The 25,172-nt window shown below is 44.0% G+C and carries 19 protein-coding genes and 2 pseudogenes; 12 read left to right on the forward strand and 9 right to left on the reverse strand.

Annotated features, from left to right (window positions below; genetic code table 11):
• Window positions 1–445: 445 nt before the first annotated feature.
• The 3 genes from QOL41_RS10950 to QOL41_RS10960 form a co-directional block, all read right to left on the reverse strand.
• Window positions 446–2,488: a hypothetical protein gene (locus tag QOL41_RS10950; protein WP_283429786.1), complete on the reverse strand. Its 2,043-nt coding sequence runs from the start codon at window positions 2,486–2,488 to the stop codon at window positions 446–448.
• Between the two features lie 6 nt (window positions 2,489–2,494).
• Complete coding sequence (locus QOL41_RS10955) at window positions 2,495–3,859, reverse strand: ATP-binding protein (RefSeq protein ID WP_349362405.1); 1,365 nt, start codon at window positions 3,857–3,859, stop codon at window positions 2,495–2,497.
• Between the two features lie 181 nt (window positions 3,860–4,040).
• Window positions 4,041–5,243: a PDDEXK nuclease domain-containing protein gene (locus QOL41_RS10960; protein WP_283429788.1), complete on the reverse strand. Its 1,203-nt coding sequence runs from the start codon at window positions 5,241–5,243 to the stop codon at window positions 4,041–4,043.
• A gap of 371 nt (window positions 5,244–5,614) precedes the next feature.
• Here QOL41_RS10960 and QOL41_RS10965 point away from each other — a divergent pair, with 371 nt between their 5' ends.
• Window positions 5,615–5,917, forward strand: a complete 303-nt coding sequence (locus QOL41_RS10965; protein WP_283429789.1) for a hypothetical protein — start codon at window positions 5,615–5,617, stop codon at window positions 5,915–5,917.
• A 517-nt stretch (window positions 5,918–6,434) separates the two neighbouring features.
• On the opposite strand, the gene QOL41_RS10970 is transcribed toward QOL41_RS10965, so the two are convergent.
• From QOL41_RS10970 to QOL41_RS10980, 3 genes are all read right to left on the reverse strand, one after another.
• Window positions 6,435–7,826, reverse strand: coding sequence for a hypothetical protein (locus tag QOL41_RS10970; protein WP_283429790.1), 1,392 nt, complete (start codon window positions 7,824–7,826; stop codon window positions 6,435–6,437).
• Window positions 7,827–7,914: 88 nt separating this feature from the next.
• Complete coding sequence (locus QOL41_RS10975) at window positions 7,915–8,568, reverse strand: hypothetical protein (RefSeq protein ID WP_283429791.1); 654 nt, start codon at window positions 8,566–8,568, stop codon at window positions 7,915–7,917.
• Between the two features lie 34 nt (window positions 8,569–8,602).
• Entirely contained in the window at window positions 8,603–9,352 is a 750-nt protein-coding gene (locus QOL41_RS10980) for an AgmX/PglI C-terminal domain-containing protein (protein ID WP_283429792.1), read from the reverse strand.
• Window positions 9,353–9,616: 264 nt separating this feature from the next.
• Between QOL41_RS10980 and QOL41_RS10985 the strand changes: the two genes are divergently transcribed.
• Window positions 9,617–10,324, forward strand: coding sequence for a master DNA invertase Mpi family serine-type recombinase (locus tag QOL41_RS10985; RefSeq protein ID WP_349362403.1), 708 nt, complete (start codon window positions 9,617–9,619; stop codon window positions 10,322–10,324).
• Here QOL41_RS10985 and QOL41_RS10990 read toward each other — a convergent pair.
• A pseudogene (locus QOL41_RS10990) lies at window positions 10,222–10,572 on the reverse strand ((deoxy)nucleoside triphosphate pyrophosphohydrolase); the annotation flags it as partial. The gene QOL41_RS10985 and the pseudogene QOL41_RS10990 sit on opposite strands and share 103 nt — an antisense overlap.
• Window position 10,573: 1 nt before the next feature.
• A complete protein-coding gene (locus QOL41_RS10995) occupies window positions 10,574–13,474 on the reverse strand; it encodes a DUF3427 domain-containing protein (RefSeq protein WP_283429793.1) in 2,901 nt (966 codons plus the stop codon).
• Between the two features lie 183 nt (window positions 13,475–13,657).
• On the opposite strand from QOL41_RS10995, the gene QOL41_RS11000 reads away from it, so the two are divergent.
• The 5 genes from QOL41_RS11000 (at window position 13,658) to QOL41_RS11020 (ending at window position 19,675) form a co-directional block, all read left to right on the forward strand.
• Window positions 13,658–14,215: a hypothetical protein gene (locus QOL41_RS11000; protein ID WP_283429794.1), complete on the forward strand. Its 558-nt coding sequence runs from the start codon at window positions 13,658–13,660 to the stop codon at window positions 14,213–14,215.
• Window positions 14,202–14,390: a hypothetical protein gene (locus tag QOL41_RS11005; RefSeq protein WP_283429795.1), complete on the forward strand. Its 189-nt coding sequence runs from the start codon at window positions 14,202–14,204 to the stop codon at window positions 14,388–14,390. The genes QOL41_RS11000 and QOL41_RS11005 overlap by 14 nt, the downstream gene beginning before the upstream one ends.
• A gap of 139 nt (window positions 14,391–14,529) precedes the next feature.
• Window positions 14,530–15,657 (forward strand): DNA cytosine methyltransferase, encoded by a 1,128-nt coding sequence (locus QOL41_RS11010; RefSeq protein WP_283429796.1) that lies wholly within the window; start codon window positions 14,530–14,532, stop codon window positions 15,655–15,657.
• 1 nt (window position 15,658) lies between these two features.
• Entirely contained in the window at window positions 15,659–17,641 is a 1,983-nt protein-coding gene (locus QOL41_RS11015) for a hypothetical protein (RefSeq protein ID WP_283429797.1), read from the forward strand.
• Between the two features lie 45 nt (window positions 17,642–17,686).
• Window positions 17,687–19,675 carry an LlaJI family restriction endonuclease gene (locus tag QOL41_RS11020; protein ID WP_283429798.1) on the forward strand — a complete coding sequence of 663 codons (1,989 nt, stop codon included), beginning with the start codon at window positions 17,687–17,689 and terminating at the stop codon, window positions 19,673–19,675.
• A gap of 188 nt (window positions 19,676–19,863) precedes the next feature.
• On the opposite strand, the gene QOL41_RS11025 is transcribed toward QOL41_RS11020, so the two are convergent.
• Complete coding sequence (locus QOL41_RS11025) at window positions 19,864–20,253, reverse strand: hypothetical protein (RefSeq protein ID WP_283429799.1); 390 nt, start codon at window positions 20,251–20,253, stop codon at window positions 19,864–19,866.
• Between the two features lie 66 nt (window positions 20,254–20,319).
• Between QOL41_RS11025 and QOL41_RS11030 the strand changes: the two genes are divergently transcribed.
• From QOL41_RS11030 to QOL41_RS11050, 5 genes and pseudogenes are all read left to right on the forward strand, one after another.
• On the forward strand, window positions 20,320–20,865 hold the full coding sequence (locus QOL41_RS11030; RefSeq protein ID WP_283429800.1) for a hypothetical protein: 546 nt from the start codon (window positions 20,320–20,322) through the stop codon (window positions 20,863–20,865).
• Window positions 20,866–21,067: 202 nt separating this feature from the next.
• Window positions 21,068–21,328 (forward strand): annotated as a pseudogene (locus QOL41_RS11035) (ORF6N domain-containing protein); the annotation flags it as partial.
• 158 nt (window positions 21,329–21,486) lie between these two features.
• Window positions 21,487–21,729, forward strand: a complete 243-nt coding sequence (locus QOL41_RS11040) for a hypothetical protein (RefSeq protein WP_283429802.1) — start codon at window positions 21,487–21,489, stop codon at window positions 21,727–21,729.
• The gene (locus QOL41_RS11045) at window positions 21,695–22,030 is read left to right on the forward strand and encodes a CopG family antitoxin (RefSeq protein ID WP_073188458.1); all 336 of its coding nucleotides are present in this window, start codon (window positions 21,695–21,697) and stop codon (window positions 22,028–22,030) included. The genes QOL41_RS11040 and QOL41_RS11045 overlap by 35 nt, the downstream gene beginning before the upstream one ends.
• Window positions 22,031–22,169: 139 nt before the next feature.
• Window positions 22,170–25,136 carry a glycosyl hydrolase family 95 catalytic domain-containing protein gene (locus tag QOL41_RS11050; protein ID WP_283429803.1) on the forward strand — a complete coding sequence of 989 codons (2,967 nt, stop codon included), beginning with the start codon at window positions 22,170–22,172 and terminating at the stop codon, window positions 25,134–25,136.
• The last annotated feature ends 36 nt before the right edge of the window (window positions 25,137–25,172 follow it).

The raw sequence follows: 25,172 nt of genomic DNA on the forward strand, positions 1-25,172 counted from the left end.
TGGACGCCCGGGTAACTTTCATAATACCCCTTCATGATATTTTTCCCCCTAAGATCGAGGGTACAGTTCCCCAGACAGCTAATACCAGCCGACCTAAACTGACCTTCATTCACACCAAGAACTTCAGCGTTTGAAAGCATGATTTTAGCATTGTTGGCGACTAAAATTCTGACCTTCCTTTTAGTCCCATCAATGGTACCAGATATGACATCGCCATCCTTTAGCAAAAGTTCTTCACCAACTTCAGGGACTACTGAGATATTGTATGCCTTTCCTGCAAACGATGTTGAAGCAGCAAATAAAGCAAAAAATATAGGGTATATGCATTTCATATAATGACTCCTTCTTCTAAATGGGCTTTCGCCTTTACACTGCGTAAAATATACATTTTTTTTACAATGGTTAAGTTGTCGAAAACCAGCTGTGCTTCCCTCTGTACAAGGTCTTACTTGTTTAAATAAACGCCCTTTGCCATGCGGTTTCCACCGCGGACAGAACGACCCTTCAGGTCGTAGGTGCGCGTCGTACGGTTCAGACGGATTTTCCCTGTACGGCTGTTGAACTGGCCAATAACCGTCGTCTGTTCCGAGCCATCCTTTTCTCTGTCAACAATAATAACCTCCATCTCGTCCGGAAGGTCGTCGACAGGTGCGGGCTGGTACAAGGCATGGGACTGCGCCCGCGGTGCTGATTGCGGTACCGGCTTTTTATAGATATAGGCGCGGAACGGCTTGATGTAGGCTCCTTCGCCCACCTTGACAAACTGGCCAATCGAGATATCTGTAGCGGATGAACCCGCAAAGCCGTAGGCCGCGGCCTTGGCTGTTCCCTCGATTTCTGGATCGGTAGCATCCCAGGTTTTTGTTTGTACAACGCCACGGAACACGAAATCACCATATGCACTATAATCGTCGTCCTGCGCCACGTCGTATGCATCAGCGTCGGTCGGACTAGCCTTGAGCACAAGCGGGTTCGTATTATTTATGGAAATACTCGTTTTTCCAGACTCAAGCTGGATTAGATACGGCTTGTACGCTTCAAGCTTGGCAGTGCCGTAATTACATTTTGTGTTAGATTGTTCATTGCACCAGACCCGTTCCACAGCCACATACTTATGGTTTGTGCTATCAATGCCTATGCCGAGGAACGAAACAACCTGTTTTACGTTTCCAACTTTATTTGCGCTGATTTCGAATGGGAACATGATAGTAGAATAATTATTTTCACCATCGATGGCAGGGAAGGTGCGTTTAAAAATAACATTATCAACAGACGCATCTTCTGTAAGGCTCAAGGCGTCTTCGCCGTTATAATTGCCGTTAATAAAGGCGACGGTCTTGCTACCAGCGGTTTCAACATCAACAAGTGCCGCAGGGAATTCAAAGGAACTCTTTGCAATAGGCCCCATAACAACTCCACCGATAGTAATCGTAGAGGCAGATTCCTCATCCCCAACATTGATGCTATAGGGAGCATCAATCCCCTTTGTTGCCATAACCTTAGTTATGTCATTGGTAATTATAATATCGCCACTTTTTCCTTGATCACCATTGCCTACGCCGGCAGCTTGTTTACCAGCCGTCGCTTCAACTTCGCCACCACTGATTGTTATAGCGCCACTGGTTCCTCCATTGCCACTGCCTATGCCGGCTGCATAACTACCACCCATTGCTGTAACAATACCGCCTCTGATTGTTATAGCGGCGCTTACTCCACTTGAGCCGCTGCCTATGCCGGCAGCTTGAGGGCCACCCGTTGCTGTAACTTCGCCACCACTGATTGTTATATTACCGCAGGTTCCTCTACCGCCGCTGCCTATGCCGGCTGCATAACTACCACCCGTTGCTGTAACAATACCGCCACGGATAATTATATTACCACAGTTTTTTTTACCAAACTCGGCGTCATTGTCACTATAACCACCGCCTATGCCGGCGCCATAACCGCTGCTTCTAGCATCAAGGGAGCCATTGCCCTCAATCACTAACGTATATTCATCACCTGCTCCTTCATTTTTCGCAGCTTGAATGCCAGGAAATTCATCATAAAAACCCTTCACTGTATTAGAGCCTTTGAGAACGACGGTACAATTACCCAGGCAGGTAAGGCCCGCCCACGGGCAACCTTTTGAGTTGGAGCTGTTGATTGTCGCGTCACTGAGTGTGACCTTGGCATCGTTGGCGATGGAGATCTTGATTTTATTTTGAAGCGAGCCCGTCAGGACATCGCCATTCTGCGCTGTATAATTGCCTGTTAACGTAGAAAGATCGACTGTCGCAGCAAACGGTGCCGTAGCAGCAAATAAAGCAAAAAACATAGGGTATATGCATTTCATATAATGATTCCTTGTTATAAGTCCATTTTCGCTTTTAAGCCGCGCGAAATATACATTTTTTTTTACAATGGTTAAGTTGTCGAAAACCAGCTGTGCTTCCCGCTGTACAAGGTTTTGGAAGGGTTTGGGGCTCCTTAAAGAACTTTTGCTCAACCAATTCTACTTTATCTGCGATATGGCGTAAAGCGGACATATTTGAACGTGGCGAATTGCATTTTCCGCTTCGACATCGCAGTAGTCGAATTGCCCTAAGTTTTCAAGAGAAATACGATAAGCGTTCGAAAGATTTTTCTCGCGCATCATATTCCATAGGCTCTTCATGCCCCCCTGGGTATCTGCCTTGACCTCGATAGGCATGACATGCCCACCAAGGGAATCTACATAATCCACTTCGGACTGGCTATTCTTTTGCATCCGCGTCCAATAGAATAATTCGTGCCGCATATTTGGCGTCTTGTTCCGTAAAAGTTCAAGCCCGGCAACCATTTCTGCCAACGAGCCCTTGTTCACAAGATCCGTGGCACTTGCCGTGAGAATTGCAGAGATAGTCTCGGAAATGTCGCCAAGGGACATATTCATTAAACGTAATTGCAAACCGGAATCGAGAAGCAGGTATTTTTGGTAAGACGGATCCGCTTCGCTCCCCAAAGGGAGTCCGTTTGCTGCAGAACGTGTTACGGGAGTGACAATTCCCGCAAGGGTAAGCAACTGCATGGCTTCACGGATTTTTTCTGTTTTGTAACCGTTCCCTACCTTTGCATACGTGAATTTCTTTGTGATTTGCAATGCCGCACTTCGGAATGCAGACCTGAGTAAAGTAGGGTCGACATTCTTCTTGTATTTGGCAAAATCATCTTCGTACGAAATCAGAATGTCGTCTTGGATAGATTGACACTGTAGGTAGTCCTTGCTTTCAATCCACTTGGCGACTACTTCTGGCATTCCGCCCACCATGAGGTAGGTTCTGAAAAGTTCCACGAATTTATTGTGAACCGTTTCCGGCAACGGCTTATCGCTCGATGCCTGATCGCGGACTTTTAGAAGCTTGTCAAAACCATTTGCCTGCGCGAACTCGTCAAAGGTCATGGGGTACATGAACATGGAATGGATGCGGCCCACGCCAAAAGTCGGGAGTTCCTGGAGGGCGAATTCAAGCAGTGATCCGGCGGCAATCACATGCAAGCAGGGCAAATCCTCCTTGAAAAAACGGAGCGACATGATCGCTTCGGGGCAAAGCTGAACCTCATCTAGAAAAAGGAGCGTCTGTCCAGGAATAATAGGCCTGGCACTTATAGCGGAAATTTCAGCAACGATTCTATTCACATCCAGATTTTTGTTAAAAACCTCTTTGTATTCCGGATTCTTTTCAAAATTGATGCTGACGCAATTTTCGAAGTGCTCACCCAGGTGTTCAACAGAACTAGATTTCCCTACTTGGCGTGCTCCACGTAGCAGTAGCGGCTTGTGGTCTTTCTGCTTGGACCATTCCAACAAGAATCTGTCAATTTTTCGCTCAAAATACATTCTAGAACCGCCTTCGGACATTTTCCAAAGAAAAATATAGTCAATTTTGGATATTTTCCAAACAAATAATTCGCCGTTTTCGGATATTTTCCAAAGAAATAATTCAAAAAATGCGATTTTAGCGGTTTTTCATCATTCTTCATCAAAAAACCTCCTTTTTTACCGCCCCTCCATGAACGCGCTATTCGTCCTTTTTCCGAATGAGTCGTTTCGTAGTATGCATTTCCTTTTGCAGAAGGCGCATGCGCTCTTCCAACAGTTCCTTCGAAGGCAACGCATCTTTGATGCGGATGTTGTTGTATGTCGCGACCCCCATCGGCGTGCCCAGCCCACGGAAAGACCACTGTACATCGGTTGAATCCATGTTGGAACAAATCAACAGCCCGATTGTCGGATTGTCTTCGGGTGCCTTCAGCAACTCATCTACCGCGTTCACGTAAAAGTTCAGCTTGCCGACAAATTCCGGCTCAAACGGCTTTGCCTTCAGCTCGCAGGCGACGAAACAACGCAGGCGGATATGGTAAAACAGTAAGTCAATTTTGCGGCTTCGCCCACCAACAAGTACCTCTTTTTGCCGTCCGATGAAGGCAAAACCCGTACCCATCTCAAGCAAGAGATCGGTGACATTCTTCGTAAGGGCATCTTCCAGTTCAGCCTCGTCGTAAATTTCGTGACCAACAGTCGCAAAGCCAAAATCGTAGTTCTCTTTCAGCACATCTTGAACAAGTTTGCTCTGCAAATCGGGCAGTTTTTCGGTAAAATTGTTGACTATCTTGCCTTGGTGGCTGTAAAGATCTGCCTTGATGCAGTTGATCAACGCAGCGCGGCTCATCCCTTGTTCCACAGTCTTTTTGATGTAAAACAGGGCCTCATCTACAGATTTGCATTTCGTGATAATTTCTACATGGTGACGCCAAGGGATACCGGCAAAGATTGCTGGTAATTCTGCACCAACTTGGTGCAGTTTTGCCATGTCTAATTCTGCAACAGGCTGTTGCAGTTTTTCTCTGTCAAGTCGGCTAGACTTAGTTTTGGCTAATTCTCTACCAGCTTGGTAGAGAATTTGATTAGCCCCTTTCTGCGTATAAAAACAGTACCATTTCTTCATAAACCACAGATTCGACACTGAAAATCCGTCTGCATTAGGGAACTCCCGCCGCAAATCCAGGCTGAGCTGTTCCACGACTCCCGTACCCCAGCGCTCCTCGGCCTTTTTGCGCACCAAGTCGCGCCCTAGCAGCCAGTTGAACTGCAGTTTTTCGGCATTTACCTTGATGACCGCCTTTACCTGTGCCGAGCGGTAACGCTGCTTTAGTTCCGTAATCCAGTTGATGTAATCAGAATCAATATGGATATTGTGAGATTCAATCTTTCGATTGCTCATAAAAAACCTCTCTTTAATAACAATACGAAGGCGCAAATACGCAGACGCACAACGTATGTTGAGCCTTAGCTTTCTAGTAGTTTTATTTGGGAAGCTCTTGCGGTGCTGTTGGCGGGGGCTTTCCCCGGCGTTACCTGGCGCGGCTTTCGCCACACACTCGAGCAGGCTGCTTCTCCTGCCAGCTATCCAACAACATCAACAAGAAGGTTGATGAACCCCACCGCGGATGCACGTACGGGCGCATGGCCTATGCCGACTGTCGCAGGGATTGTCGTAATACGAGGGTAAATATAAACAATTGAAATCAGCAAGTCAATGTAAAGAGCAAACCATTGCTTTTTGGACGCTGCGGAATTAGTTTTCTCTGTATCATGTTCAACGCATCGCTGTCGTGGGTCAAAAGCGCGAAAGTCTTTCTGAAAGTCCAGGCGGGCACGGGCGACAACCTGCTCGAAGAAGACATTCGGGAAGGGTTCACCGACTATTGCCTATGGTCCATGTTCCGGCCGGAAAGCATTGACACCGACGGCGAACTCGACATGGAATGCCTGGACAGCGGCATGGCCCTGTTCAGGGAAAACTGCACCCCCGAAGAGGCGCTGGAATCGAGCTACCGGCAAGCCTTCGAAAAAGATTACGACAAGGACGACGTCGTGGTATTGATGGAAGAGTGACAGGCTCTTTTCTGTTTATATGGCGAAAAAAGCGCCGCTGAGAGCGGCGCCGTGTTTACCATTGTCTTTGATTGCTTGTTATATGCCATCCGGATCCCTCTGGACAGCGGTAAACATGCATCGTTATACCTGTTGCAATTCTGCGTTGGTTGGCGACAATGTTCGCCTCAGATTCAGAATGGTACAGGTTCTTTTTCTTGCCATCTTTGCCACTACAAGAACACACTATTTCCTCCTTCCCTGGTACTTAACATCTGTCGGATTGCAAATACGCGATTTGTTTTTCATCGCATCGAGATACTGCTCGTTGAACCCCGTTGTACCCTTGTTGGAGTTGTTCATGTTGCTAACGTTATCTTCTGGTTTCATCTTTTTTATCCTTTGAATCTCCAAGGCTGAATTACCTTAGGAGCAAGAACAAAAATACCTTGATAGCAGTTGCTAAACAAGGCGTTTCGTGAACCGGGAAAAAACTGAAAAAGGGGGCAAAAAGAAAAAAAGGGGGTAAGAGAACTTTTTACACCATTTTTGTCATAACTTGCTGGTAGAGCTTTTTGATGTCAACTGCATTAAATGCGTCATGATTATTTTTGTAGGTGTCGTAACTGGTTTGAATGGGGATTGCCTTGGCGGTTGAAAGAATGAACATTGCCCTGTAACATTGCAAAGGCATCTCGCTATAGTCTTTTTCTCCTAGCTCTTCAAAGTGCTTGTTTATATCTTTTTTGCTGACGCCTTTTAAAAAATTGCTGACGCCTGATTTCGATAAAATATCTGGTAATATTATCTCCATAGCCTCATTAAAAGATGCGCCTTGTAATTTTAGTTCTGCTACTTCGGGCAGAGATATTTGTGAGATTGTATTTTCGTAAATGTCTATGTCTTGCTTGTTAGAAAGGGTGATTATTTCTCCGTAGGACCCTTGTTTTTTCAAATCCTTTATGCTGAATTTTCGTGCTTTTTTCTTGAATATGTCTTCGTCAAGCGTAATGCACGCTTGAATTTTTTCTTTCTCTTTTATTTTTTCTAAATCGAAAATAGGATTGAGATCAAGGAAAGATCTCCATGTTGCGTGGGCTAATAAAGAAAGTGTCTTTACCACTGAGCTTCCTTTTTCAAACTGCAAATATTTTGTATGAAGCCCAATAATGTTGTAATAACGTCCCATACAAAGTAAATTTTTTAATGGGGTCACGTAACCGGCAAAACATCCCTTTTTTTTAGAAGTTTTGTTTCCGAATGCGACCAAGGCTTCCTTAAAGAAAAGGGAAAGATCTTCTTCGCTAAAATCGCTAAAGTCTGATTTCTCGACCAATTCTTTGTACCAATCCCTGGCCATGTCTTGGTCCGCCTCGTTTGCGTCTTTATCTTGCTTTATAAAATCAAAGAATTTAGCGTGGTTCTCCTTCCATTCTTTCACTTGGCTATTGTTTAAATTGCTTTCCTTCTCATAAGGATAAATAAACAAGAAACGATTGAAGTAGCTTGCGGGTTCGATGTTTCTTTTGGAAAACATGAATGATGCCAGTGAATATATGAAATCTACTTCTGCCAATGCCAAAATATCAGCTTCGTTTAATTTGTACTCTCGTCGATAATTTTTTGTCCACTTTAAAAATTTATGACATTCCTCTTTTTGTAGAATAGATTTTTTTAGCTCAATAGGGTTCTCAGGAATTTTATCGGTTTTAAAGTGATGGCCGTAGCAATAATTGATAACGCTTATAATAGAATTTTTCGTTTTATTTAAGTGTGCAGTTGCTCTTGTGTAATCTTCAATTATTCGGCTATTAAAGTAGTCGATAAAGACGCTAATGAGAAGCTTGTGACAAGGTAGATCTTCTTTTGCGTTTAGCACTTTTTCTCGGATGACATTAAAGAAGAGCGAATGGTCCAGGAATGTCTTCATGAACCTGTCGTAATCATAATAGAAGGCGAGACAATGGTGGTCCTTGTATTTTTCCGACATAGTAAACCTCTTCTTTAATATCCAAGTTTTATTTGCAATAAATTGCGCTTGTAACTTTCTTGGTTTTCTTCATCCCGTTATTGCTCATGCAAAAACCGCCATGAATATCGCCGATGAACTTAAGTGTGCCGTCTTTTCGGTAAATTTTCCAAGGTCCAAGATCCTCAATGTTTTGTGTTAGTAATGCACTAACAATGTCTTCTTTTGAAATGAATCGTTGAAATTCAGTTTGTGCGAATGTCGTGTCGGGGGTCGATAATTCAAATTCTCTATTGTAACCGCAGTTATAATAGTTTACGCCGAATTCCTGATCGTAATTGTTGAAGTATATATCCCCGATATTGAATTCGTCTGTTTTAAAAACGCTGTAATTGCAGCTGTATGCTGCTGCATAGGGGTATATTTTGAATACAATGCCGTTTTTCGTGAATTCGCGTTCGTCGCGAGGGCTTCTGACGGTGTTGGATCCCCAAAATATTTCTCCTTCGTCTTCGAAAGAAGTCCCGTCATCGAAGGTTGGCCAGTGTTTGTATACTTGAACGAATTGATCGTCGTTAAAAGCATAACATTTGTAGTAGAATACCATACTTTCGTCATAATTATCGCACATTGGATTTTTGGCGAATGCAAAGGGTAATAATGCCGTGAACAAGGCGAGTGTTGTAAAATATAAAAATCTCATTTTAGTCCTTTGCATAAACGTGTTTTTGTTATAATTATTCGCTAAATGTAAATGGAATTGTGACGGTTGTGTTGCCGGATTTCACTTTGTTGAACTTCCAGCGGCTTACATCGGCCTTGACCTCATCGTCAAATGCGCTGTAACCGGTTGTAGAATTGGCGACGGAGATGCTGATGATTTCGCCACCCGAAGCGATTGTGAATTTTAAGGAAACTTTACCCTGGAAACCAGGTTTCTTCTTTAGGAATTTGTTGTAAACGTGACGTAAACCTGGAGTACGCTGACGTACAACTTTCATGATGTCTGCAGCGGAACGGATTTCGGCGCCGTCGCTTATGTCGATATCTCTTTCAGACGGTGTCCTGATGGAACCTTTGGCTTTAGTGGCGATTCCGCCACCGCCGCCACCAAGTAAACCGGCAAGACCGTCACCAGTTCCATACGAATCATTTCTGCGCGAATTCGTGTATTCTGAGTCGCACAGGTCTACTGCCGTCGAAACAAAGTCGACAAATTCAGGATGGTCTATGTTATTGTACAAATCTTTGTTGATATACAGGAATTCCGCTTCGCTGTATTCGTGTTGAAGCTTTTCCAAGACGCATTTGCATATCCACTTGTTTGCGTTTTGAGAACAATCCTCTACGAAATATTCCCTTGTGTCCCAGGAATAATTGTAATCCTTGGTCTTGCTTTTTTTGCCGACAAGCGATGCCGCGCCTGCAGCCTGTGCAGATATGGACGTGGCGACTAAGCCGAACAGTATGAATTTCAAATATTTCATGGTCAATTTCCTATATATTGTAAAAATAATATAATTTGGTAGACAAAAAATGACATTTTAGCGTGTCTATATTTGGGCGTGACGTAAAACACACGATGAATAAGGAAAGGAACTTGATTCTTGACGGTCGGTGGTGGGGGAGTCGTCCCCCTGGTTTGTATAAAGTTTTCTTATATTTTTGCATGTCTTTTGTTTATATGGCCGGTGATGTTTTTTCTGAGGCTGATTTTTATATAGGTTTCAAAATGGAAAAATGTTCACATAATGGTTTACGGCTATATACGCGTGAGTACCGACCGGCAAACGGTCGAAAATCAGCGCTTTGAAATAAGTCGGTTTGCGCAACAACAGAACCTGCAAATAGACGGCTGGATTGAAGAAACGATCAGCGGTGCAAAGAATTACACTAAACGAGGACTCGGACGTCTTCTGAAAAAAGTGCGGAAGGGTGATTTGATTATCTGTGCCGAACTTTCACGCCTCGGACGCAGCTTGTTCATGATTATGGAAATTTTGAATATCTGCATGAACAAGGAATGCCGCGTATGGACAATTAAAGATGGTTACCGCCTTGGAGACGACATTCAAAGTAAAGTTCTTGCGTTTGCATTTGGCCTTTCTGCTGAGATTGAGCGAAATTTGATAAGTCAGCGCACCAAAGAGGCTCTTGCTCGCAAAAAGGCGGAAGGGGTAATCCTTGGGCGCCCCAAAGGAAAATCACCTATTCCAAATCAGCAATGCGAAAAGAATCGCGATTGGATTCGCGAAATGATCTCTCGTGGCATGCCTAAGAGTGACATTGCCAAGAACCTGCACGTTGCACGCGGAACGCTTTACAGATTTCTTTCTAGTGCCGCGACAACTTCAACATCGGCCGGCAACCAATTGACAGAATGCAGCTCTGTCGTTTTCAACCATTTGGCGGCTTCATGTTCCAACAGGGTTAATTCTCCACCGATAACGGAACAATAAAAGCAATGCATTGTCAAATGGAAAGTGGGGTAGTCATAGTCAACGGTGCAGAGAAAATCGCCGACGTTTACATCGATAGCGAGTTCTTCTTTCAATTCGCGAGCGAGCGCTTGTTGCGGAGTTTCGCCAGGTTCCATCTTGCCGCCGGGAAATTCCCAACCGTCTTTGAATTCACCATAGCCTCGCTGAGTTGCGAAAATTTTGTCACCGTCTTTGATAATGCCTGCTACTACTTCGATGTGTTTCATGTTATCCTACTAAATAATCATAAATGTCCTGACGCACAGGTGTTTCTAGGGTATAGATAAACTTAACATAAGACTGATCTTTTCCGAGATCCTTGTTGAATTTTTTGAACTCTATAGGTTCCGACGATGTATGTAATCGTCCCAAATAATAAAATTCCTTAGATGTTTTATCATCTTTGTTTTTTCGAACAAACAGGTCTATTTTTATACCAATTCTATCGGAATTCTGAATAGAAATGACATCTTTAGATGTTTTCTTTCGATTTACTTTAGAAATCCATTCTAAGGTCTTCTCGTCAATAAAACCGTCTTCGTAGCGAATCGATTCTTTAACGTTATCTCCTTTTTCATAATTGACAAAAATCGGAATTGTGTTTGTGTTTTTATCGTGCTTATAACCACCTATATTTTGGCTTACTTCATTTTTTTCCCAATCCAAAAGACGACACACATCTTCGTAAGTGTATTTTTCGTAAAGGCAGAATGAAGTGTCCTTGTAGCGATGACCAAAATATTTTTTGTTGCGGAATAGACCGAACTTTACGACTTCCGTCATTTGTCGCCGGAACTCATTATTGTCAAGTAGTTCATTGAACTTTGAGGAAATGCAAAAGTCGTTTCCATCGTTTTCGATGAATGTAACGTCAGCATAAGTGTCTTTAGCAGCGCCTGACGCAAATTGACCGGTTAAAATATTTTCAACATTCTTTCGAGTTTTTTCGTTGACGCTAATGCCGAAATCGTTTTGCATTTTACTCATCACCCGGGACATGACATTCCCGTTATTTTCACCTAACAGCTCATCAAGAATCAGAAGTTCGTGCAATCGCTTGCCATTTGCAAATTTCGTTGAGACATATTCCAGGTACTTTTCTTCGATGGTACTGAAATCAACTTTGTATTCGTCCTTCTCGACTTTCTTCAGAAATTTATGATACGAACCTAAAGATGCATTTTCAAAAATACGCATGACGTCGATTTCGCCGTATTCTTCATAATCCATTAAACTTGGAATTCTGCCCAATTTATATTTCAGGTTTTTATAGCATTCCTTGATTAGCTTCATCTCGCTGAAATTGGCGGAATCGATGGATTCATAAATCCGCTTGCGAGCAATTTCATCAAAGTGGATAGTGGAAGCTCCTTCTAGAGCTTTTACGCCTTGACGAACATATCGCCGGATGTTGTCCTTATTGTATGTTCGGTCGCCAGAAAGGGCAATAGGAATCATGTAGTTATTGCTGTAATTCCCGATAAAATCGAGAATCATCACGAATTCTTTGTCTTCTGCCTTACGTAATCCGCGCCCTAGTTGCTGCACAAAGATGATGGGTGATTCTGTTGGGCGAAGCATCAAAATCTGATTCACTTGCGGAATGTCGATGCCTTCGTTGAAGATGTCTACCGTGAAAATGTAATCGAGACCGTTGTCGCGATTATCGTTTTCCAATTGCTTTACGGCTTGTTCTCTCGCCTCTTGGGAATCGGCTCCCGACAAAGCAATTGTTTTATATCCTCGCTTGTTGAACTTTTGGGAAAGTTCCTTTGATTCTTCTAGCGAACTACAAAAAGCAAGACCTTTTACGCGATTTCCGCTGTGACCGAAATATTCTGCTTTTTCAATAATGTAATTGACGCGCTCGTCACAGACGAGTTTTGCGAAATCTCTCTTTTCTTTCTCTTCTCCATCGACAAAGATGTCCGTTATGCCGTAATAATGGAATGGACAAAGAAGGTTGAGCCGCATGGCTTCTTGCAAGCGGATTTCGTGGGCGATGTTGTGATCAAAAGCGGCGTAGACGTCAAATTTGTCGCTACGGTCAGGCGAGGCTGTCATGCCAATCCACAAATCGGGATTAAAATACGCCATCATTTTTTGATAACTTTCAGCACCTACGCGATGTGCTTCATCAACAACGATAAGCTGAAATTCGTCTTTTGCAAAATCGTTAAAATGGGTTGCCATGGTTTGCATAGTCGCAAAGACGAAATCACGGTCTGTTTCCTGTGATGAGCCGGAGTACAAACCGAAGGTTTTTGTATCTCCAAATACGTTCTTGAAAGATTCTATGGCATTGCGCAAGATTTGTTCACGGTGAACAAGAAAAAGAGCCCGTTTAGGGTTGATTTCTCTCATTGCGAAAGCGGCTGCGTATGTTTTACCCGTTCCTGTGGCTGAAATTAGCAGCGCTTTGTGTTCGCCCATGGCGCGGATTTCGTTCAGCTTTTGAATAAATTCCAATTGCATGGAATTTGGTTCAAGTAAAATCTGCTCAAGTGAGACCGTTTTCGATTCGTTGATGGCTGCTTCTTTTTCTAGGGCTATTTTTTGTCGCTGGAGTTCCCGACGAATTCGCTTTTGCTCGATATAAATCTGAGCGTATTCGTTAAGGACTGTATCTGAAGCAGAGAATGCGTTCGGACTATTCCAAAGTTCGTTGAAGTCGTTGATGACATTCTTGCATAAAGCTTCGTCTTCTTCAACAGAATAGCAGGTGTTCCATTCTTTATTAATAGCAAGGGCGTTCCCAGTAAGGTTCGAGCTGCCAATAGTGACGCTGACAACCCTATTTTTGAAAAAGAGATAACCCTTGGTGTGGAATCCTCGTATATTTTTGTCGCAACGAAGAATTTTTAATTCGATATTTGAATATTTCGAAAGTGCCCTGAGGGCTGATGGCTCGGTAAATGTTAGATAATCCGTTGTGAGAATTTTTCCGGGAACATTTCTTTTTTCTAGCTCTAGCAAAGTTTGCTTTAATGGTGCCAATCCACTACGTGAAATAAACGCCACGCTAATAATGAATTTATCGCATTTTGATAATTCGTTGTCAAGAAACGCCTGCATGGTGTTTCCAGGAGCGTTTGAAATAAATAGCGGATTTGATGAAGAAATTTCCATGAAAATGTATTGGGAAAACGTTCGTTTAAACGGAACACTTGCGAAAAAAATCGCAGAAAAAAAATGAAATCAGTTGACAAGAAAAATTTCTTTGGCTATATTACGTAGTGCACATGCGTGCATTCTACATTTTTCAACTTAACGCCTCGCAGTTTTTGCTTGTCCGCGAGGAAGGAGATAAAGATGAATAATCTTGTGAACATCGGTTGCGTCGGTATTTGGCTCGATGAAATAGTGCCCTGCCTTGAAGATTCAAGTACTGGAGAAATTAAGGAAACCGTCGTCTTTAAAATCGAAAGCCGTTCTTTCCTAAAGAAATTCACCAAGAAAAATGGATGGGAAATCAACTGGATCGAAATGCCACAAGACACGGAAGTCTACGCATTGGCGCTAAAGGAAAATAACGAAATTCAGGGACTTGTTGGCGTCAAAAATATGCCTGATAGTAAGGCTGTCTATTTGCACTGGGCCTGCTGTGCTCCCCAAAACAACAAGCATGCGTTTGGAACACAGAAATACAAGGGTGTCGGAGGGCACCTGTTTGCCATTGCAATAGATAAATCAATACAATGGGGGTACGACGGCGTTATTTACGGATATGCCCTTAACAAAACTCTGTTAATTCACTATATTGAACGAATGGGATGCTCGCATATAGGGATTCTTCATCCGTATCATTTTATGCTGGGTCCTCTCAATGCAAGGAAATTACTGGAGACCTACACCTATGAATGGAATTAAAAAAAATGCCGACATCTTGGCGGATATCAGAATTCCATTTTCTGCGGTTCCGAATCCGTACAAAGACCCGCCACCATGTAAGCTGAACCTTTTGGAATTAGCCAAATATGCGGATTCTGCGGGAAAAGATATTAGCGAGCTAACCCCTGAGGAAATCGCTATGTTTAGGATTTGATCTTCCAGAGAGTGTCTTTTTTTTCGAGAAACCGGTCCAAAGGGGCCGGTTTTTTGCTATTCGCGTCAAAATAGGCTGAATGTCATTTTTTTACGCTCGAATTTGATTATTTTTGTGTTCAAAGAAAAGGAACGTTTAAATGGGACAGAGAAAGCCCGAATTTACTTTTATTGATTTATTTGCTGGTATTGGTGGATTTCACACGGCAATGCATTCCGTTGGTGGAAAATGCGTTTTTGCAAGTGAATGGGATAAAAATGCTCGAATAACTTACGAAGAAAATTACAAGGCGATTGAGCCGGACCTTTTTGAAAAAGATGAGGATGGGGAATATAAGTTTTTCAATGCAGACATAAACGATGTTGAGTTAGACAAAGTTCCAGATTTTGATGTCCTTTGCGGAGGCTTCCCTTGCCAGGCCTTTTCAATTGCCGGAAAACGCAAAGGTTTTGAAGATACTCGAGGAACACTTTTTTTTAATATCGCAGCAATTGTTAATCATAAAATAAAAATTGGAAAAAAGCCTAAGGTTCTTTTCCTTGAGAACGTTAAAGGTCTAAAAAATCATGACCATGGAAAAACGCTCGAAACGTTATTGCGTGTATTGAAAGAAGATTTGGAATATGAAGTCAAAACAATGGTCTTGAATGCCAAATATTTTGGCGTACCGCAAAATAGAGAAAGGTTGTTCTTTATTTGTTGGGATAAGGAACAGTGCGTGGCTGAAGACTTTAAATTTCCCCTTGGCCTTGATAAGAATTTGAAATCAATATTTGAAAAAGATCAATTGCAAAATGTTATTTCAACGAAGGTTTCTGACATTCTTGAACCGGACTCGTCTATTCCGGAAAAAATGACGATCAGCGACAAGATGTGGATTGGTCATCAATTACGCAAAGAACGTAATAGGGCGAACGGGAAAGGATTTGGGTATTCTTTGTTCAAAGAAGATGCCTCCTATTGTAGCACCATTTCCGCACGTTATTGGAAAGACGGCAGTGAAATTCTGATTGATCAGTCAAAGAAGAAAAAAAATCCTCGTAAACTAACTCCTGTTGAAGCTGGTCGTTTGCAAGGGTATAAGATTGTCGGCAATGGTTGGAAGGATCCGCAAGCGGCAAACAACCAAAACAACAAGAATAAGTTGCCAACTATGAGAATTGTGGTGTCAAATAAAGAGGCTTATCATCAATTCGGCAATAGCGTTGCTGTTCCTGTGATTAGAACCTTGGCGAAAGAAATTAAGAAACAACTATTGGAGGTGTGATATGCCTTTAGGAAATTTAATTGAAAACGTCCAATCGTTCTTTAACAGTTCTCGACAGATGGCTAATAATCTGCCCGATGTCGTGTTGTCCGATGATTATTGTCGAGGTTTAAGGGAACTTTTACTTCGTTTTTATCCAAATGGAGTTGAGTGTAAAAAAAGTTTTTTCCAAGTAACAACGGATAGACAACTCAAGATTGTGTGTCCTAATCAATATTTGCTTTTTGCATCGATTGCGCATGACTGCGCTATAGTCCTAAAAAATTATTTTGACTTTCTTGATGGCTCAATCAAGAATGAATACGCTGCATTAGTGAACGACTTGCAAAGAGAATTTGCTGGCAGAGCAAAAAAATTTGATGATGCGACAGAAGATATTCTTGATGAAGTTGATGCATGGTTGATTAATCATAATTGCACTGCATACATAGAACATTGCGGAGAATATCCGGAAGATCGGCATTCGCTTTGTTTCTTCCTAGCAGCGTTTGGAGTAAAGAATTTTAAAGACGGAGATGGCTTTAGGCCAACAAAGGATTTGTTTAAGGGATATATTTTATCTATCACGCCCCTTCAAAGCGAATCTGCTGGATTTCTAGGCTATTTTGCGTATAACTTGACCACACAACCAGAGCTCTTTGATCGGTTGTCAGCGATTGTCAATCAAGACAATGCTGAGGTGATTGCAACATCTGCGCGACAAATAATTCTTTATGGGGCTCCTGGCACTGGAAAATCCTATAAAATCAACGATACTGAAAGAGGGTACGGTTTAAGAACTATAGACAAGGAGCTTAAATTCCGCACCACATTCCATCCTGATTATGATTACGCTCAATTTGTCGGTTCGTACAAACCAATAGAAACGTCAAATACTCCTATATTAAATAAAGACGATCTATCGCGCGAATTGAGACGATTCATGGCGGAGCAGCGTCCCAATCCAGTTCATAAATTTGCATCGTGCTATTTCAAGTCATTAAAAAGGCTATCCGCAGAAGAAAAGAGAGAACTTTTTGATGAAGCTGCAATACCAGAGTCTGTGCAAAACGCTGAAGTTCCCAAGGCTATATCTATCGCGGGATTTCTGGATAAGAGAAACAACTCATCATCCATTACATATTCATTCGTTCCGCAGGTTTTTGCAAAAGCTTATGTAAAAGCATGGTCAGAGTATCTTAAAGCGATAGATCAGGATCAAAACGCTATAGGGGAAAAGGTTTATCTGGTAATTGAAGAAATAAATCGAGGGAATTGCGCCCAGATTTTTGGCGACATATTTCAGCTACTCGATAGAGAGTGCGGCCATTCCGCATATCCGATAGATATTGACTCGGATTTTGCAAAATACATTGAAAATGAATTGAAAAATAATACAGACGTAGAGGATGCTTGGGGTAAATACAAGAATAAAATTCAGGAATGGGATAGTTCCGTGCAAGGAGAAGAACGTGCAGGCGATGATTTTTGCAAAATCGCACTTCCTCCGAATTTCAACATTCTTGCCACGATGAACACAAGCGACCAGTCGTTGTTCCCAATGGACAGCGCGTTTAAACGCCGCTTTGACTGGGAGTATGTGCCGATCAAGTACAAAAGTGATGCGACATGTGGTGCAGAATGGAACGCCGATCAATTTGATATTTCTGTTGGAAATTCCCGCTATATGTGGCTTGACTTCTTGAAAGCAGTAAATGCAAATATCAGCAAAGTAACTAGAAGTGAAGACAAGCAGATGGGCGAGTTCTTCATAAAGCATTCTGTTGATTATAAGGAATTCCGCTCCAAAGTTCTGTTCTATCTTTGGGATTCCGTGTATAAAGATGAAGAAGGTAATGGCGACGCGAAAAAGGTGTTTCATTTCAGGCTTGAAGGCGAAGAAGATAAAACGTTGACGTTCCAGTCGCTTTTTGAAGGGAACGATGAAACCCAGATAACGCGTATAGCAACAATTATGTCTAATTTAGACGTTGACCCCGCATAGGATCCGGATCCTGCGTAATAGAACATGTCGCGATAGGCTTGTTGCATGATTTTTCTATTTGAAGAGTTCCCTTACGATCCGACTTTTTTGAAAACCGTCATCGGTTATGGTGACGGCGATTCTAAAAGTCGGAGTAAAAGCGGATTTAATACGGAAACAATAAAGGCTGGAGTAAAAATTGATGGTGTTGGCTATTGTTTTTACAATGGTCAGCCGGTTTTTGTGCTGCCCAAGGTATTTCTTGAATACGAAAAAGATGAGCGAGGAAATGTCGTAAAGGATGAACGCGGAAATGATGTACGGAAGGCTTTTGACATACAGATAAATCGTAAGGGTGAAGACGTTTTTGGCGGACAAAACGATCTGGAAAATGCGTCTCTTGTGCCTGAACTACGCCATTTTTTCTCATCGTTGTCTCTTTGGCTTTATTCTGCTATTGACAAGTACCACAAGAAGGGAAATAAGGATAGTGGAGTTGAAACTCCTCCGCAAACAGAACATCGGCGGCTTAAAAAGAGTGACCGATATGCCACATTGCTTGATGTTATGAGCAGTATGGAACTGTTCTATAAAAAGAATCAAAGTCTTTTTGTCTTTATCGCAAAGAACAAACATAGCGACAATCACAAAATAAACTGGCAGCGTACCGTCAACAAAACGATTCCTTTTATACAAAACGGAGTTCCCATTTACATGAACCCCGTAAACAAAGTCAAGGTTTTTGATTTAGATGATCGTCTGTTGGTTCTTTATTTTTCCGCAATGAAATATATCCAGGATAAGTTTGGATATCAGATGCCGCAAAGCGAGTTCTATCAGCCGCTCAGAATGATTGAGATGGAACGGCTTTTGGAAAACGAACGTGGCCTGCGTGAACTCAAGAAAATAAAGTACAAGTATTTTGAAGATAGGCTTGTTAAGCTTTATAATATCATGGAAGCCTTCTTCGCATGGGGCGCCCGATATAGCAATACGAATAATAATGCGCAGGAATACCTGATCGCCAATTCGTTCAACAATGTGTTTGAGGCTATGATAGATGAATTGATTGGTGATCCTGAATTTGCGGATTTGAAGGATAATGAAGATGGCAAGATTATTGATCATCTTTATAGAGAAAAATCATTGATTTTCTCTTCTGGCTGCAATGATGATGTTTGGCATATAGGTGATAGTAAGTATTATCAAGATGCCAAGGACATTGAGGATACGTCCATTGCAAAGCAATATACGTATGCCAAAAATATGATACAGAATTTCTTTAGTCCTCAATACTTTAATGATGGCGAAAGTCATGATGCGAATGATGTGCACCATGGCATTCGTTATAGAGATAAATTGACTGAAGGCTATAGCGTTACTCCAAACTTCTTTATTCGTGGTTTTGTTCCAAAATACGAGGAATCTTCACAATATTCTTCTGATTACTTCATCAAGCGAGGTGATGGAACTCCTTTGATTCGTTTGGCGCAAGAGAAAGGTCAAAATAATGTTGAATCAGAAGAAGCGATGATAGAGCGGATGTGGAAAAACCGCAATCGCCATTTCAAAAATCGACTTTTTGATCGAGATACATTGCTGCTTCAGATTTATGACGTTAATTTCTTATATGTGCTCAAGGCGTTCACTTCTAAGCATTCGTCTCTTCGTGAAGAATTCAAGAATGAAGCCCGTGATAAGTTCCGCAAGAATTTTTTGAATTTACTCAGGAAAAAGTATTATTTCTGGGCGCTTTATTTGCCAAATTGGCAAGATGATGGTTATACAGAAAACCTTGAAACGTTTGTTAATGACAATTTCCGAGCGCTTGTGGGCCGTGTGTTTCGGTCAGAAGCAACGCCAAAATGTCTAATTCTAGCATTGGAACGAGAAGTTGTTGACAATTCAGAGGAAGGCTCCGATGATGATTATCGGAAAATCAAGGGAATTGTTGATGACAATAATTGTGACGTTTTTAGCCTGTTGCCCGAAGAAATATGGGGTGATGGGCTAATCCGACGCGATGACATGCGCGGTTGGCTAATGCCCCAATAGACATTTTTTTAAATGCGAACGCACTGCGTTCGCATTCGCGTTAGGGATAGTGACCCCTTGGGGCGGAGACGCGCTTGCGCGGCTCCGTTGCAAGAGCGGCGCGGGGGTGCCGCAGGCGCGCACGGGGCGCCTTGCGATATAGCCCGACCCGGCGAAGGGTGACAGGGGCCAACCGAGCCGGGGAACGCTTATGCATCATTTGAATTTTCCCAATATATTCTTGGCAACTCATAGCCGTCATGGCTGATTTCGCTTCCATCAATGTTTTCTAGCCCAGAATTCAATTCGATGTTCAAATTTTCAAGTTGCGTGTTGACTTTTGATAAAAAAACATCGTCGCTGTAATCCCCGGCTTCAAGATAGTCAACAGTCTTTGCGTAGATATGCGCTATACGCATGGCTTTATAAGCTTTTTTGTATACAGTTAGGTCTTCTTTTGTGTGCGGGGTGAAGTTCATATCTTCATTCTGAGCCCACGTGACCCATTTCTTGTCTTTCTGTTTTACGTATATGTTCCTGATGCACTCTGCAATTTCCTTGATGTACATTTCATGGTATTCAAAAACTCCGCCGGACATATTTCCTCCATGTTGAAAATAGTTCTATTAAGATGATTGCTTGTGCGTAATTTATATCCACACGTTATGGTGGTCAAGACCATTCACCGCGAGCTATTGAGAAGCCAATTGCAGTTTGAAGGTATAGGAAGGTCAAAAAATCTGATATCGCTTGACAGGGTATTCGATAAGATATACTTTTGGAATGTGCAGGCTGAAAATTCAAATGTAGAAGAACGTTATTCCCCGAGGAAGGATCGCACGGCGGCATGGCTCCTGGCGCTTTTGGGTTATTTCGGCGTTTTCGACTTTTACATGAAGCATCCCGTAAAGGGGTGTGTCAAACTGAGTGCCATGATTGCGTCGAATGCATGTGCATTTCTTACTGCAAATGGTGGCGACGGCGTTCTGTTGCTTATTTGTCATTCGCTCGAAGTTGTTTTTGTCTGGAATGTGTTCGACATGTTCCTACTTTCGAGAGGCCGTTATCGAGATGGAGATGGACGCTACGTGAAGAAAGAAACGCGGGATGCCACTGTCTTATTTTGGCTTGTTATAGTGTTGCCAGTCGTTATAGTTGTGTTTCTTGTTGTTAGTTTCTTAACCGGAACGCTCCGGCTACCGGTTGCGTGAATTTTCAAGGCGGGGTTGTAAAATTTTATTGCTCCCCTTGCCACGTTTGGCGATATTAGGTACATTAACGCCCGACGCGATTCTCTGTCAAATGGAGAACCGCGTCTTTTTTATTCCAGAATTTCGGGGTAAAGGGGACGCCTCTAACATCAACTAGCCGCGAACGCGGCTACATGGAGGCTGCATGGCTAAAAAGAATGATATGGCGGTTGCGCCAGTCAAATCGGAGTTTCCTCTCATCGACGAAACCCTGCTCAAATCGCGGATATATACCATCCGCGGGGTCAAGGTGATGCTCGATGCAGATTTGGCCGAGATTTACGGCTACGAGACGAGATTTTTTAATCGTCAGGTGAAAAACAACATTGATCGATTTGCGGAGGATTTTCGGTTTCAATTGAATGAGGATGAAATGCAAAACTTGATGTGCAAAAAATGCACATCAAGTTGGGGTGGAACACGAAACTGCATTGTGGAAAACCAGCAGTTGATTGGGGGTGATTTATTCTGTTCAAAAATGTAGCACTGCCGAAGAGGAGTAAAAAAAACATGTATTTCAATTTGTATTGTAATGTGTATTGACATGTATCTATACATTTTCTATAATAGAGAGGACGATAGATGAATATCACAAGGCACGCTTTTGAGAGGATGCGTGAAAGAGGATTCACCGTGGAAATGCTCGGAAAGGTTCTGCGGAGAAAAGGCTTGGTACGCGACCCATCTGATAAAGAAGGTGTTTCTAAAATCATTACCGAAGTTGATGATCGATTTTGGGCGTTATTTGTCTCTGACGATTTGAAAACTTTGATAACTGTAAGGAGAGCTCATGAAGACGAAGTGCAAAAAGCGCGAGAAGGTTAGGCTGCCCAAGGGGTTCAAGCTGGTTGACGATTTCTTGTCTAAAGAGGAGATTGAAGCGCTTGAAAACGACACATCGATGAGAGATCCGATGGTTATCACCGGCGGTCATGAGTCGGAGACGCTGGAGGAATCCATTGCGCGTATCAGTCGCGCTATTGCCGAGGCCAAGGAAGAAAAGAAGATGTATTCCATAAGGCTCAAGGTCAAGACGGTGGAATCGATCAAACGCAAGGCCGCCGCCGCGGGCATCCCTTACCAGACTTACGTGAACGTGTTGCTCGACAACGCCGCATCTGCCTGATGTGAGTGTCAACAGATGGTGTTGACTTCCCGCTACCCACTCCCATTGATAAAAAATCAATAAAAAGTGTCTTTTGGGGCGGTTTTTAGCCTGTTTTTGGGGCTAATTTTATTGTGGTTGGAAATTTTTAGGAGTTCTTATGAAGACGCTGGGCTTAGTGTTTGGTACTTTGGCGTGTGCTGCTGTGTTTACGGCCGCGGCCGAAAATCCCCTAAAACTGTGGTACAATAGCGATGCGGGTACCTCGTTTACCGATGCTTTGCCCATTGGCAACGGCTACATGGGCGGCATTGTCTACGGTGGCGTTGCAAAAGACATTATCGGCCTGAACGAAAGTACCGTATGGTCGGGCGGCCCTGGCGACAACAACAAGCAGGGCGCTGCAAGCCACTTGAAAGATGCCCGCGATGCCATGTTCCGTGGCGACTACCGCACGGCAGAATCCATTGTATCTAATTATATGATTGGTCCGGGCCCGGCAAGTTTCCAGCCGGTGGGCGATTTGGTGATTACTACGTCGCATTCGGGCGCTACCAATTACCGCCGCGAACTCGACCTGAAAACAGCTATTGCCAAGACCACCTATTCGGCAGGCGGCGTCAACTACACCCGCGAATATTTTGCAAGCTACCCGGACCACGTGATCGTGGTGCGCCTCACGGCTGACAAGAGCGGCTCGGTGAGCTTTGGCGCCACCATGACGACTCCGCACCGCAGCAACAGCATGTCCAGCAGCGGCAACACGCTTGTTTACGACGTGACGGTGAATTCCATCAAGTTCCAGAATCGCCTGAACGTGGTGGCCGACGGCGGTACGGTTTCGGTCGCGAACGGCAAAATCAACGTGCAGGGCGCAAACTCCGCAATGCTCGTGCTCACCACGGCTACGAATTTCAAGTCATATAACGATGTCTCGGGCAATCCGGGCGCAATCGCAACCGAGATTATGTCGAAGGTCGCAAAAAAATCTTACGATGACTTGCTTGCCGCGCACCTCAAGGATTACCAGACGATTTTCAATCGCGTCTCTTTGAACTTGGGCGAACCCGACAAGAGCGCAGGCGACATTACCAGCACTCGCGTCAAGAATTTCAATTCCACGAACGACCCCTCGCTTGTTGAATTGCATTACCAATTCGGTCGTTACTTGCTGATTTCGAGCTCGCGCAAGGGTGGCCAGCCGGCTAACCTGCAGGGCATTTGGAACAAGGATACAAGCCCGGTTTGGGGCAGTAAGTATACCACCAACATCAACCTCGAAATGAACTACTGGCCGGTCGAAACGGCTAACCTTGGCGAATGCGTGTGGCCGCTCATCGATAAAATCAAGAGCATGGTGCCGCAGGGCGAAAAGACGGCTAAGGTGCACTGGGGCGTTGACGAAGGCTGGGTGGAACACCACAATACCGACCTTTGGAACCGTACCGCTCCGATTGATGGCGCTTGGGGCTTGTGGCCTACGGGCGCAGGCTGGCTGAGCACGCACTTGTGGGAACATTTCTTGTTCAACCCGACTGACAAGGCGTATTTGCAGGATGTCTATTCTACCATGAAGGGGGCGGCGCTCTTCTTTGTGAATAGCCTTATCGAAGAGCCCGAAACCGGCAACAAGTACTTGGTCACGGCGCCGAGCGATTCTCCGGAAAACGATCACGGTGGTTACAATGTGTGCTTTGGCCCGACCATGGATAACCAGATTATTCGCGACGTGCTGAATTACACCATCGAGGCTTCCAAGATTCTGGGCGTCGACGAAGAGGCCCGCGCCAAGATGGAAGCGGTGGTAAAGCGGCTCCCGCCTACAAAGACGGGTAAGTATGGCCAGATTACGGAATGGCTGCAGGATTGGGATGACCCGAACAACAAGAACCGCCATATTTCGCACTTGTACGGCCTTTTCCCGAGCGCACAGATTACGCCCGAAGAGACCCCTGACCTGATCAAGGGCGCAGGCGTTACGCTTAAGCAGCGCGGTGACGATGCGACCGGCTGGTCGCTCGCTTGGAAGATCAATTTCTGGGCGCGCATGCACGACGGCGATCACGCTTACACCATGATTCGCATGCTGCTGACGCCGAACAAGACTTATAATAATTTGTTCGATTCCCACCCGCCGTTCCAGATTGATGGTAACTTCGGTGCGGTCTCGGGCGTGAACGAAATGCTCATGCAGAGCCATAACGGCAGAATCAACCTGTTGCCGGCACTGCCTTCTCAGTGGAAGGACGGTAGCATCAAGGGTATTCGTGCCCGTGGCGGTTTCGAAATTGATTCTATGGCCTGGAAGGGCGGCAAGCTCGCCTATGTGGCCATCAAGTCCGATGTGGGCCAGACGCTGAACATTGTGAATGGTTCTAACAAGTTCACCACGACGACGATCCCGGGCAAGGTTTACGAATTCGACGGCAACCTCAAGCTCACGAATCAGCCGTTCGAACCGGTGGTCATTCCGGGCAAGATTCAGGCCGAAGCTTATGTTGCTATGGATGGCGTTCAGATTGAACCCGACGAAGAAGGCGAACCGAATCTCGGCTGGATTAACGATGGCGACTACAGCGAATACTTGGTGAAGGTTCCGGCTGCAGGTGTTTACAAACTTACCGCCCGCGTGGCCTCTGGCGCCGAAGAAAAGTCGACCATTACGGTGTCCGATTCTACGGGAAAGGCGCTTGCGACGCTTACGGTGGACCCCGCAAAGACTGAAGGTTGGAATGACTGGTACGAAACTTCGACCGCGATCGATTTGCCCAAGGGCGAACAGAAACTCAAGTTCACTTATAACGGAAGCGATACGTACCTGATGAATGTGGACTGGTTCAGTTTCGATAGCGATCCGACGGCGATTCCGACGGCGGTGCGTGTGGCAAGCGCACTCTCGGTTCGCCAAGTGTCTATGGCCCGCGCCTCGGTGGCCCTGATGGTGAATGCTGATGGCGATTTTGAAGCCCGCCTGTATACGGCGAACGGCAATATGGTGGCTAAACGGCAGGGTAGCGGGAATTCGCTGGTGGAATTCGGCAAAAATGGCCGCCTGCTGCAAGGGACCTACATTGCGGTTGTCAAGAGCGGCAACCTGCAAAAAACGCTCAAAATCAAGGCATATTGATAACTTGTCCACGCGAAATGCCCTTTCGCGTGGAAT

Origin of the sequence: Fibrobacter sp. UWB10, from assembly GCF_900182935.1 — a bacterium.
GTDB lineage: Bacteria > Fibrobacterota > Fibrobacteria > Fibrobacterales > Fibrobacteraceae > Fibrobacter > Fibrobacter succinogenes_O.

Coding starts and splice junctions, on each gene's coding strand:
- QOL41_RS10955 (WP_349362405.1), bottom strand. CDS start 3,859: ATGTATTTTGAGCGAAAAATTGACAGATTCTTGTTGGAATGGTCCAAG.
- QOL41_RS10960 (WP_283429788.1), bottom strand. CDS start 5,243: ATGAGCAATCGAAAGATTGAATCTCACAATATCCATATTGATTCTGAT.
- QOL41_RS10965 (WP_283429789.1), top strand. CDS start 5,615: ATGTTCAACGCATCGCTGTCGTGGGTCAAAAGCGCGAAAGTCTTTCTG.
- QOL41_RS10970 (WP_283429790.1), bottom strand. CDS start 7,826: ATGAAGACATTCCTGGACCATTCGCTCTTCTTTAATGTCATCCGAGAA.
- QOL41_RS10975 (WP_283429791.1), bottom strand. CDS start 8,568: ATGAGATTTTTATATTTTACAACACTCGCCTTGTTCACGGCATTATTA.
- QOL41_RS10980 (WP_283429792.1), bottom strand. CDS start 9,352: ATGAAATATTTGAAATTCATACTGTTCGGCTTAGTCGCCACGTCCATA.
- QOL41_RS10985 (WP_349362403.1), top strand. CDS start 9,617: ATGGTTTACGGCTATATACGCGTGAGTACCGACCGGCAAACGGTCGAA.
- QOL41_RS10995 (WP_283429793.1), bottom strand. CDS start 13,474: ATGGAAATTTCTTCATCAAATCCGCTATTTATTTCAAACGCTCCTGGA.
- QOL41_RS11000 (WP_283429794.1), top strand. CDS start 13,658: ATGAATAATCTTGTGAACATCGGTTGCGTCGGTATTTGGCTCGATGAA.
- QOL41_RS11005 (WP_283429795.1), top strand. CDS start 14,202: ATGAATGGAATTAAAAAAAATGCCGACATCTTGGCGGATATCAGAATT.
- QOL41_RS11010 (WP_283429796.1), top strand. CDS start 14,530: ATGGGACAGAGAAAGCCCGAATTTACTTTTATTGATTTATTTGCTGGT.
- QOL41_RS11015 (WP_283429797.1), top strand. CDS start 15,659: ATGCCTTTAGGAAATTTAATTGAAAACGTCCAATCGTTCTTTAACAGT.
- QOL41_RS11020 (WP_283429798.1), top strand. CDS start 17,687: ATGATTTTTCTATTTGAAGAGTTCCCTTACGATCCGACTTTTTTGAAA.
- QOL41_RS11025 (WP_283429799.1), bottom strand. CDS start 20,253: ATGTCCGGCGGAGTTTTTGAATACCATGAAATGTACATCAAGGAAATT.
- QOL41_RS11030 (WP_283429800.1), top strand. CDS start 20,320: ATGGTGGTCAAGACCATTCACCGCGAGCTATTGAGAAGCCAATTGCAG.
- QOL41_RS11040 (WP_283429802.1), top strand. CDS start 21,487: ATGAATATCACAAGGCACGCTTTTGAGAGGATGCGTGAAAGAGGATTC.
- QOL41_RS11045 (WP_073188458.1), top strand. CDS start 21,695: ATGAAGACGAAGTGCAAAAAGCGCGAGAAGGTTAGGCTGCCCAAGGGG.
- QOL41_RS11050 (WP_283429803.1), top strand. CDS start 22,170: ATGAAGACGCTGGGCTTAGTGTTTGGTACTTTGGCGTGTGCTGCTGTG.